Genomic DNA, 9,928 nt, shown 5'->3' with positions numbered 1-9,928 from the left:
ATAGCTCCTCTTCACCAAAATCCGCCGAAGACTTGAAGTCTTCTCTGGCTTTTGGTTCCAGAGCTCTATTTCTCCCGCTAGCCTTCACACCCTGTCTAGTCGGGTTCGCAAAGGCAGAAAGGGAGTGACTTCAGCAAAGTGGAACGATCGGCTAAAGCCGCTCTTATCCTCTTTGCCTCCAGTCATCCCTTTCTGAACGCCTTTGCTCACACCCTTATAAAAAAGGCTGTATCCGGAGGGACACAGCCTGTGTTTTTCTTAGCTTATGCTACCGTTTTATGCGAAGCGGCGCATGAGCCAAGAAACTAAGATGACTAAGATAACGGCGCCAATGATGGATGGAATAATAGCAATTCCGCCCCAAACTGGGCCGAAGACGGGTAGGAGTTTACCGCCAATCCAGCTGCCGATGAGACCAGCAACGATGTTACCGATAATTCCAAATGGGATATCCTTGCCTGCAATCCATCCTGCGATTGCACCAACGATACCGCCCCAGATAAGTGTCCAAAGCATGTGATTCATCCCTTTCCTTCTTTAATATATAACAATTATAGTACATTCGTGTATTTGAGGCAATTCTTAGCCCCAGGTCCAGTGTCTAGGCCTGGCGACGGTCCATATCTTTGAGCAAGCTTTCTTTGAGTCGGTCTTCCATATTGAGGAGTCGGCCTTCTGCTTCTTGGCGCTTCTTCCGGCCTTCTTGTTGGATTTGGAAGGTCTCTTCAATGGTATGGACCAGGCTCTTTTGGACATGCTCGAGGGTTTCGATGTCGACGATGCCCCGCTCATTTTCCCGGCTGATCTCTAAGCTAGATTGTTCCAACATATCCGCATTCTGACGGAGGAGCTGGTTAGTTGTATCTGTAACTGCTTGTTGGGCCTTGAGGGCATCGCTCTGCCGCTGGAGGGAGAGTTGGATCGCCATCTGGTTCTTCCAGAGGGGGATGGCCGTGTGAACTGAGGACTGGATCTTTTCAGCCAGAGCCTGGTTGGTATTTTGGATCAGGCGGATCTGCGGTGCTTGCTGGATAGAGACTTGGCGGGTTAACTTGAGGTCGTAGATCCGCTTCTCGAGGCGGCTGGCGAATTGACGAAGGTCGGCGAGTTCTTGGGCGACCATTTGATTGTCTGCTGCCTGGGCTTCTTGAACTTTTTGAGGGATCAATTCTTCTTGGAGCTCTTGGTACTTGAGCTGGGCTGCCGCAATATAGATATTCAGCACCTTGAAGAATTCATAGTTTTCGTCATAGAGGCCATCCAGGTCTTGGTTGTCCTTGAGCAGTTGGGCCTGGTGGCGGTCTAATTGGTCAGCGATTTGGTCGACTTGGACGGCAACTTGTTGGAATTTGGCGTTGGCCTCATAGAGAGAGAGCTTGGACCGGTTGAAGAAACGTTTGATGGGATTCGTCTCTTTTTGTTGGAGCTTGTTCAACTCGCTCTCATTTAAGCGATCCATGAGCTGGCGCAGGCTGGCCCCAATCTCTCCAGTATCCTTATTGCGCACCTGGTCGATCATGGCATGGGAGAATTGGTTGAGCTTGGACTGGGCCTTGCTGCCGTAAGCGGTCAGGCCGGACATATTCTTTTCGTCAATCATCTTGGCCATGGCCTGGGCTTGCTGTTTCTCCTTATCCGACAAGCGGTCGAAGAGACTTGTCTCCTGCTTTTGAGCTTGGGGCTGGAGCTCTCCTTCCTCCTGGTCAAGGGCAAAAGGCTGGGCTAATAGGTCATCGAAATCATTAGAAAAATTATTCTGAGTCATTAACAACACTCCTTCTAGATCGTGAGGGTAAGAAAGTCTTTGTAAGATGCTTGGATCTCCTTGCCTAAGCGGTCGAGTTCTTCGCGGCTGGCAGCCAGTTCACTAGCGTCTTCCCGAGCTGTGGTTAAGAGTTGGTAGTGGCGCAATTCCTTCTCTAAGCTAGGGAGGAGCTGGTAGCGAAAGTCCGCTGAATCAGCCAATAAGTGGGGCTCTTGCTGGATGGCATGGAAGTAGGCCTTGATCGCTTGGGCCTTGACTTGACCATGCGACTTCCTGCCTGTTTGGGCGAGAAGGGCTAGGATGCGTTCGATTTGCTCTAGGCTAGTTGCCATCTCCTGGCGAAAATACTGGATGTCTTGGTCGGACAGACCATGTTCCTTATAGTGCTGGTAGTTTTTCCGGGAGAGATGGGGGGCTGAATTTCGTTTTTCAAGATAGTAGCAGATGGCAAAGTTGACTAGCAGGATGGTCGCTAGGGTCGGCCAGAACTTTAAGTCTAGCCACCAGGCCGCTAGAATCAATAAAACATTGAAGGGACTGTAGAGGACCTGGTCCCAAGTTCGTTTACATATTTTCTTCATTAAACCGCCTTCTTTACTAATTTTAATGTTATTATAGCAAGGAATTCTTCCCAGCCCATCCGTCTTAGGGATGACTTTGCTTAGCTAGCAAAGGAGAGTGGATTTAGAAGAATATTTATAATTTTCCATGTATAATATAAAGTGATCATTTTGTGAAAGGATGGTAGGTCATGGAATTTGGTGAAAAAACTTTAAGCAGTGAAGTGATTTATGAGGGGAGTCTACTGACCCTAGAGAAGCAGACCGTGGAGATTTTCAATGGCGAAAAGGCTAATCGCGAAATCATCCATCATGCCCCAGCAGTTGGCATTATAGCCATCGATGAGGACCAGCGGCTGGTCTTGGTTAAGCAATTCCGTAAGGCTATTGAGCGGCCGATTCTTGAGATTCCAGCTGGTTTAGTTGATCCCGGGGAAGATTTCCTCGCCGCTGCCCAGCGTGAACTGGAAGAGGAGACCCAGCTTCAGGCCGAGGACTGGCAGACCCTGGATAAATTTTATGTTTCGCCCGGCTACTTGGATGAATACCTGCAGATCTACTCTTGTCGCGGCTTAGAAACAGTGAGCAATCCTAGACCCCAGGATGCGGATGAACATATCGAAGTCTTCCGTCTCAGCCTGAGTGAAGCCAAGCAAGCAGCCGCTAGCGGGGAAATCTGTGACATGAAGACCATCTATGCCATCCAATACTTAGAAAAGCAACTATTGAAGGAAGGAAACCATGGCTAAAGATCCTCTAATTACCCGACAGTCTTATCGTAAATACCAAAAGAAAAAAAGAGAAAAGGCCTTAGAAGAAGCCAAGCAGGAAGCCGGACAGGAGGCGAAGAAGTCTCGGCCGAAAGCAGCGGCTGCCAGCAAAAAGCCCAAGCAAAAAGCTCGTCCCGCTTCCCAAGCGAGCCAGCGCCCCCGGGCCAAGTCCAAGCCGGCTAAGTCTTCAGACCGGGGCAGGACCTGGCATTGGCGCCAGGGTCAGGAAGCCAAGCAGCTGGATGACCAGGCCGACCAAAAGCCTGAGCCAAGACCGATTGATGAATACCTCAACTGGGGAATTGGGCTCAGTCTCTTAGGAATTATCATTGTTACCTTGATTGCATTTTTTGTATAGGAGGATGAAAAGCTTGAAGATTGCCATTGTTGCAGCCTTGACCAAGGAAATTAGCTACTATTTAGATGAAATTACGGACCTCGAAGCTTCCCAGCAGGCAGGCGTTAAGATCTGGCGGGGCCATTACCAAGGCCACGAGCTTGCCATTGCCCAGTGTGGGATTGGCAAGGTCAATGCGGCCCTAGCGACAACTTTGCTGGCTATGGATGGGCCTGACCTGATTATTAATAATGGCTCGGCGGGGGCTGTCGCCAAGGAGCTCGCAGTGGGTGACCTGGTCCTTGCCCAGGAAGCAGCCTACCATGATGTTGACATGACCGCCTTTGACCAGGCTTATGGCCAGATTGAGGGCTTGCCTGCCCGTTTCCAAGCAGATTCCAATTACCTTTCACGTTTCGAACAATGCCTGGCTGACCAGGGGGAGACGGTCAACCGAGGTCTGGTCGTTTCAGGGGATAGCTTCGTAGCTAGCCCAGCCAAGGTGGAAGAGATTGCCCAGCATCTTCCAGGTGCCCTCTGTACCGAGATGGAAGGAGCGGCGATTGCCCATGTCGCCTATCAGTTCCAGGTTCCTTTCCTGATTGCCCGGGCCATGTCAGACACTGCCGAGCAGGATGCAGCCATTGACTTTGACCAATTTATTTCTGAAGTAGGCCCTAAGAGCGCCCGGTTGACCCTGGACTTTATTGGCCAATATTTGAAAGATTAAGCTTGACAAGCCGATTAAAGCTTGATAAGATAATTTTTGTGTAAAATAATGCAGCACAGTTGAAGCAAGCTCGTCAACAGTCCTCCCACATAGGTGAAGCAAGTATCCGCGGCTGCAATAGGAGAAAGCCAAGGAGCGGACTGCACGAATGCGATCAACTGAATGACTTATTTTACTCCAATAAATCAATTTATATGGAGGAATTCATCAATGTCACGTTATACAGGACCAACATGGAAAGTATCCCGTCGTTTAGGGATCTCATTATCAGGTACAGGTAAAGAATTAAGCCGTCGCCCTTACGCACCAGGTCAACACGGACCTAACCAACGCCGTAAGAGCCTTTCAGAATACGGTTTACAATTACAAGAAAAACAAAAATTACGTTACATCTATGGAATGACTGAAAAACAATTCCATAACTTGTTCGTAAAAGCTGGTAAAATTAAAGAAGGTAAGCTCGGGGTTAACTTCATGATCTTACTTGAACGTCGCTTAGACAACATGGTTTACCGCTTAGGTTTGGCTTCAACTCGTCGCCAAGCCCGTCAATTGGTTACCCACGGCCACATCTTAGTTGATGGCAAACGTGTGGACATTCCTTCTTACTTAGTGGATGTTGACCAAGTGATCGGCGTTCGTGAAAAATCTAAAGAAATCCAAGTTATCAAGGATTCTGTTGAAGGTTTATACGGCCACGTTCCATATGTATCATTCGATGAAGAAAAATTCGAAGGCTCATTAACTCGCTACCCAGAACGCGACGAAATGAACCCAGATATCGATGAATCACTCGTCGTTGAATACTACAACCAATTATCTTAATTTTAAGCTTAAATAATTTAAAGGAGCTAGCCTGGCTGGCTCCTTTTTTGTCGAAAAAAATAATTTCCAAAGAAAGAGTGTGACAAAAGTCGATTAGGCCTGAATCAGCTAACGCATACTATATCTGTAACTCGCTGCGCGTCGAACAGCTACAGCAACTGTCCACAAACTATGGGAAATCGTTGATAAACGATTGGACATAGTTCGTGAAGTGGATGTAGGACTGACTTTTGGAACAGATTTTTGCCAAAAAGTTCGTTATTTAAAAAGAGGTCAAAGCTTTTGTCCCAGCCTCATGCTTAAGCAGACGCTTTGACAAAAGCTCAGAAAAGAAAGAAGGGCAGTCAAGGGCTTTTTATGGACTCTCCCTAGGCTAAAGGGCTTTTTTCTGCTATAATTTATGAGTATAAGAAAGTAAGACATGATAAAATATTAATGAATTGGAGGAGCGAATGTGGAGCTATTAATCGCATTGCTCGTCGTGATTCTGATTGTGCTCATCAGCTATGGTATACTGTATTATTTAAGTAAGAAGCAGACCAAGACCAATCAGGAACTGGATGAGCAGAAACAAGAGATCATGGCGATTCCGGTTGCTGACAAACTCTATACGATCAAAAACAAGAATGTAACAGGTAAAACCGGACGGGCGCTCGAGAACGAACAGGCCAATTGGCAAACCGTAACCCAGTACAAGTTACCCGAAATTGAAGCGGTTCTCGTCTCAGCCCAGGACGCTACAGATAAATTATTCTCAAAAATTAAAGCGCGGCAAATGTCGGACAAGGCGGAAGACCTACTCCAGGAAGCTCGGACGGAAGTCGAGGGGATTAACCAGCGATTGGAGAAGCTCTTGGACCAGGAGGACGCCAATGCGAGCTACCATGAAGAGCTCTATGACCGCTATGCTAAGATCCGCAAACAATTATTGGCCCATAGCTATGCTTACGGCCCTTCCCAGGAAACTTTAGAGAAGAACTTGTCCTATATTGAATTAGATTTCACCAAATACAATGAATTGATGAATGATGGGGATTTTATCGGGGCCCATGAAATCTTGGAACAGATCCAGCGGGATATTGAGTCTTTAGAGGGGATGATGGAAGAAATTCCTAGCCTCTTGACTCGGATCGATGAAGAATACCTGGCCCAGTATGAAGACTTGAACCAAGGCTATAAGGCCATGTTGGATGAAGACTACCGTTTCCCCATGGATGTGGATATTCCTGAAGAGATCAACCAAGTTGACAAGGTTATCAACAATGCTAAGGAAGCCATTGCCCGGGCTGACCTGGATGAAGCCCAAGCCATTATGGAGCGGGCGGAAGTACAGATTGACCGGACCTATGAACTGATGGAAGCGGAACTTCGAGCCAAGCAATACATTGGCGGCAACCAGGGGGCCATGCAACAAACCCTAAGTAAGGTTCACCAGTCCAACCGTTATGCCATCTTAGAGATCGACCGTGTGGCTCAGAATTACCAGCTATCGGGTAGTGAAATGTCCCAAATGCGTGACTACGCCGATCAGATTGACCGCCTCCAGGAAACCATCGATTATACCAACCAGCAGGAAGGCAACCATACCATTGCCTACAGCGATATGGAAACCCGCTACCGGGATAGTTATGAGACCCTAGCTGAAATTGAGAAAGGTCAGTCCAAGATTGTTTCGTCCTTGGCTGGTCTCAAGCAGCAGGAGCGGGAAGCCCGCGACCAGCTCTATCTCTACGAGCTCGACCTCCGCAATATCAAGCGCAAGGTTGGCCAGTACCACCTGCCTGGCCTAGATCCAAGTTATCTGGACCGTTTCTTTGCTTGTGAAGATACCTTGGATGCCATGCGGTCTAAGCTCAACCGGGTGAAACTAGATATGGAAGAAATCAACCGTTTGAGCCAAATTGCTTCTGAGGATATTGAATACTTGGATACGGAAATTGAGAAGACCCTCGACTATGTGCGCTTGACCGAGACGGCTATCCAATATGCCAACCGTTACCGAGCCAACCATCCTGAGATTAATGATGCGGTGGACTATTCCCACTACCTCTTCAATGAGCGCTACGATTATCAGGGAGCCTACCAGGCCATCGTGGATTGTGTAGCGAAATTCGATAGCCAAGCTCAGAGCGAAATCGAGAAAATTTACCGCGCAGACAAGGACAAATATAATTATTAGTATCGTCAAGTTCCCTCTCCCGATCGGCGAAATCTGGAGAGGGTTCACTGTTTTAAGAGAAAGGAAGCTAACTTTATGTCAAAAACCATCTATTTTGACAACAGTGCCACCACTAAGATTTTTAAAGAAGCAGCAGAGTCTATGCTTAAAACGATGGAGACTTACTATGCCAATCCTTCCAGCCTCCACGCCTTGGGTAACCAGGCCCACCGTCTCCTAGAGTCGGCCCGCAAGCAGGCTGCTGATATCTTAGGCTGTTCGCCAGAGGAAGTCTTTTTCACGGGATCGGGAACGGAGTCAGACAACTGGGCAGTTAAAGGAACAGCTCTGGAAAAAGCTGGAGCAGGCAAGCACCTGATCACCAGCCAGGTCGAACATCCCGCCATCATGAACACCATGCATGCCCTTGAAAAGCAAGGCTTTGAAGTGACCTACTTGCCTGTAGACAAGGAGGGCAAGGTCCATGCCGAAGACTTGAAGGCGGCCATCCGTCCTGATACGACCCTGGTCTCTGTGATGGCCATCAATAATGAAATTGGTAGCCAACAACCTATCGCGGAATTGGCTGAGGTCTTAGAAGACTATCCGAGCATCCATTTTCATGTGGATGGGGTTCAGAGTTTCATGAAGACCCCACGTCCCTTGATCCATCCCCGGGTGGATTTGATGAGTTTTTCAGCACATAAGTTCAATGGACCTAGGGGATGTGGTATCCTATATAAGAAGGCCAACCGGCAGATCCTGCCCCTCTTAGATGGCGGCGGCCAAGAGCACCTGCTCCGGAGTTCGACTGAGAACTTGCCCGCCATTGTGGCTACTGTTAAGGCTATGCGCTTGACCCAGGAAGGCGCTAATGAGGAAAGTAAGAGGCACCAAGCCTTTCAAGACCGGCTTCGTCAGTTCTTGGCGGAGGAGGGGGACCAGGTAACTGTCTTCAGTCCCCAGGATGGTGCGGCCCATATTCTCTGCTTCGCCCTCAAAGGCGTTCGTGGTGAAGTGATGGTCCACGCCTTAGAAGAAGAGGGCATTTATGTGTCAACGACTTCTGCCTGTGCCAGCCGGAAGAGCCAGCAAGGATCCTCAACCCTGGCCGCTATGCCGGTAGATCCTAGCCTAGCCCGGTGTGCCATTCGTTTGAGCTTCGGGCATGACAACCGCATGGAAGAAGTGGAAGACTTTATCGAAGTCTACCGCCGCTTACTCCACAAATTTGCTAAAATCCAATAGGAGGTCCTATGAAAAAAATTATTATGATCCGCTATGGGGAGTTGTCCATTAAGGGCAAGAATAAGCGCCGTTTTATTCGGATACTCTCGGATAATATTAAGCGCGCCCTCTATGACTATCCCCAAGTTAAAGTTAGCCAGCAACACGATTTTATGTTCCTACATCTTGAAGATGCCCCCCAAGACCTGGTTCTTGAGCGCCTACAGGATGTCTTCGGCATCCAGTCCTATAGTCCGGCTTTGACTATCGAACGCGACTTCGAGAAACTTAAAGAAGTGGCTGTTGAAGTGGTCGCTAAGGAGATGGCCAAGTCTGATATTAAGACCTTTAAGATTGCTACCTCGCGTTCGGACCATTCCTATCGTCTAGATACTAATGCCATCAACCGGGAATTAGGTGCCCATGTCGGCGCAGCCTATCCAGAGCTCAAGGTCCAGCTAAAGCAACCTGATCTGACCTTGCGGGTGAAGGTGCGCGAACAAGACTTCCTCTTATCGACGGATTGGCTGCCTGGACTGGGTGGCCTGCCCGTGGGTTCCAGCGCCAAGGCGACGCTCATGTTGTCGGGAGGTATCGATTCTCCGGTAGCTGGATACTTGGCCATGAAGCGGGGCATCCGGGTGACCGCCCTCCATTTTGCCTCACCACCTTACACCAGTCCCCAAGCCCTGGAAAAGGCGAAGAAATTAGCGGGCAAGCTTAGTCGTTTCTCGGCCTGGATTAACTTTTTAGAAGTGCCTTTTACCGAGATCCAGGAAGAAATCAAAGAAAAAATCCCTAAAGAATACCTGATGACCGTGACCCGGCGGATGATGTACCGGGTGGCAGACCGCTTGCGGGACCAGTATGACGGCTTGGCTATTGTGAACGGCGAATCGGTGGGGCAGGTAGCTTCTCAGACCCTGGAGAGCATGTATACCATCAATGCGGTTACCTCAACCCCAATCCTCCGTCCCCTGGTGACTATGGATAAGCTTGAGATTATCGATATCGCAGAAAAAATTGACACCTATGGCTTATCCATCCAGCCCTTCGAAGACTGCTGCACCGTCTTTGCACCGCCATCGCCTAAGACCAAGCCCCATTTGGACGAGGTGGAATACTTGGAAAAACGCTTAGCCATCGATGAGCTCGTCCAAGCAGCAGTCGACCAGACCAAGTTTGAGCGGATTGAATGGCAAGACCAAGTCGAAGAAGCTGAGCATATTGCAGATGAATTTGAAGATTTGTTGTAAAATAGAAGTAAGCTTTAGAGTGTGACAAAAGTCGGGAGCTCTAGACCACTGGAAGCCATGATGAAGAGCCTTGTTCAAGGATCACCATCATGGGTGAAGTGGATGCTAGAGCTGACTTTTGGAACAGATTTTATTAGAGTGTGACAAAAGTCGAAATAAAAAAGACTGGGGGATTCCCAGTCTTTGCTGACTTGCTCCAGTGAAGGAAAGCTAAGCGCTAGCCTTCACATCCTGTAGTCGGGTTCGACTTGGCAGGCTTGGAGTGTTTTCACAAGTCAGAAACGAGCGAATGCTTCGCTC

Annotated in this window: 10 protein-coding genes; 7 read left to right on the top strand and 3 right to left on the bottom strand. The window is 48.6% G+C overall.

Translation table 11 applies throughout. The features are described from left to right. Window positions 1-276 precede the first annotated feature (276 nt). The 3 genes from HMPREF3090_RS00525 to HMPREF3090_RS00515 form a co-directional block, all read right to left on the bottom strand. A complete protein-coding gene (locus HMPREF3090_RS00525; protein WP_070429985.1) occupies window positions 277-525 on the bottom strand; it encodes a GlsB/YeaQ/YmgE family stress response membrane protein in 249 nt (82 codons plus the stop codon). 76 nt (window positions 526-601) lie between these two features. Beyond that, complete coding sequence (locus HMPREF3090_RS00520) at window positions 602-1,765, bottom strand: toxic anion resistance protein (RefSeq protein ID WP_070485695.1); 1,164 nt, start codon at window positions 1,763-1,765, stop codon at window positions 602-604. A 14-nt stretch (window positions 1,766-1,779) separates the two neighbouring features. Further along, entirely contained in the window at window positions 1,780-2,346 is a 567-nt protein-coding gene (locus HMPREF3090_RS00515) for a 5-bromo-4-chloroindolyl phosphate hydrolysis family protein (RefSeq protein ID WP_067972036.1), read from the bottom strand. Window positions 2,347-2,516: 170 nt separating this feature from the next. Between HMPREF3090_RS00515 and HMPREF3090_RS00510 the strand changes: the two genes are divergently transcribed. The 7 genes from HMPREF3090_RS00510 to thiI all read left to right on the top strand — a co-directional run bounded on the left by HMPREF3090_RS00510 (window position 2,517) and on the right by thiI (window position 9,628). After that, window positions 2,517-3,074, top strand: coding sequence for an NUDIX hydrolase (locus HMPREF3090_RS00510; protein ID WP_067972033.1), 558 nt, complete (start codon window positions 2,517-2,519; stop codon window positions 3,072-3,074). Next, complete coding sequence (locus tag HMPREF3090_RS00505) at window positions 3,067-3,453, top strand: hypothetical protein (RefSeq protein WP_067972029.1); 387 nt, start codon at window positions 3,067-3,069, stop codon at window positions 3,451-3,453. Before HMPREF3090_RS00510 ends, HMPREF3090_RS00505 begins: the two co-directional genes overlap by 8 nt. A gap of 13 nt (window positions 3,454-3,466) precedes the next feature. Beyond that, window positions 3,467-4,162 (top strand): 5'-methylthioadenosine/adenosylhomocysteine nucleosidase, encoded by a 696-nt coding sequence (locus HMPREF3090_RS00500; RefSeq protein ID WP_070485735.1) that lies wholly within the window; start codon window positions 3,467-3,469, stop codon window positions 4,160-4,162. Window positions 4,163-4,372: 210 nt separating this feature from the next. Then, window positions 4,373-4,987 (top strand): 30S ribosomal protein S4, encoded by a 615-nt coding sequence (rpsD, locus tag HMPREF3090_RS00495; protein WP_067972024.1) that lies wholly within the window; start codon window positions 4,373-4,375, stop codon window positions 4,985-4,987. A 454-nt stretch (window positions 4,988-5,441) separates the two neighbouring features. Next, window positions 5,442-7,166 carry a septation ring formation regulator EzrA gene (locus HMPREF3090_RS00490; protein ID WP_067972020.1) on the top strand — a complete coding sequence of 575 codons (1,725 nt, stop codon included), beginning with the start codon at window positions 5,442-5,444 and terminating at the stop codon, window positions 7,164-7,166. Between the two features lie 75 nt (window positions 7,167-7,241). After that, the gene (locus HMPREF3090_RS00485; RefSeq protein ID WP_067972017.1) at window positions 7,242-8,393 is read left to right on the top strand and encodes a cysteine desulfurase family protein; all 1,152 of its coding nucleotides are present in this window, start codon (window positions 7,242-7,244) and stop codon (window positions 8,391-8,393) included. Window positions 8,394-8,401: 8 nt separating this feature from the next. Beyond that, complete coding sequence (gene thiI, locus HMPREF3090_RS00480) at window positions 8,402-9,628, top strand: tRNA uracil 4-sulfurtransferase ThiI (RefSeq protein ID WP_067972014.1); 1,227 nt, start codon at window positions 8,402-8,404, stop codon at window positions 9,626-9,628. Window positions 9,629-9,928: the final 300 nt, after the last annotated feature.

It is taken from the genome of Aerococcus sp. HMSC23C02, assembly GCF_001806805.1.
Classification (GTDB): domain Bacteria; phylum Bacillota; class Bacilli; order Lactobacillales; family Aerococcaceae; genus Aerococcus; species Aerococcus sanguinicola.
The sequence above is the reverse complement of the archived record's forward strand: the minus strand, read 5'-3'. Positions and strand labels throughout refer to the sequence as shown.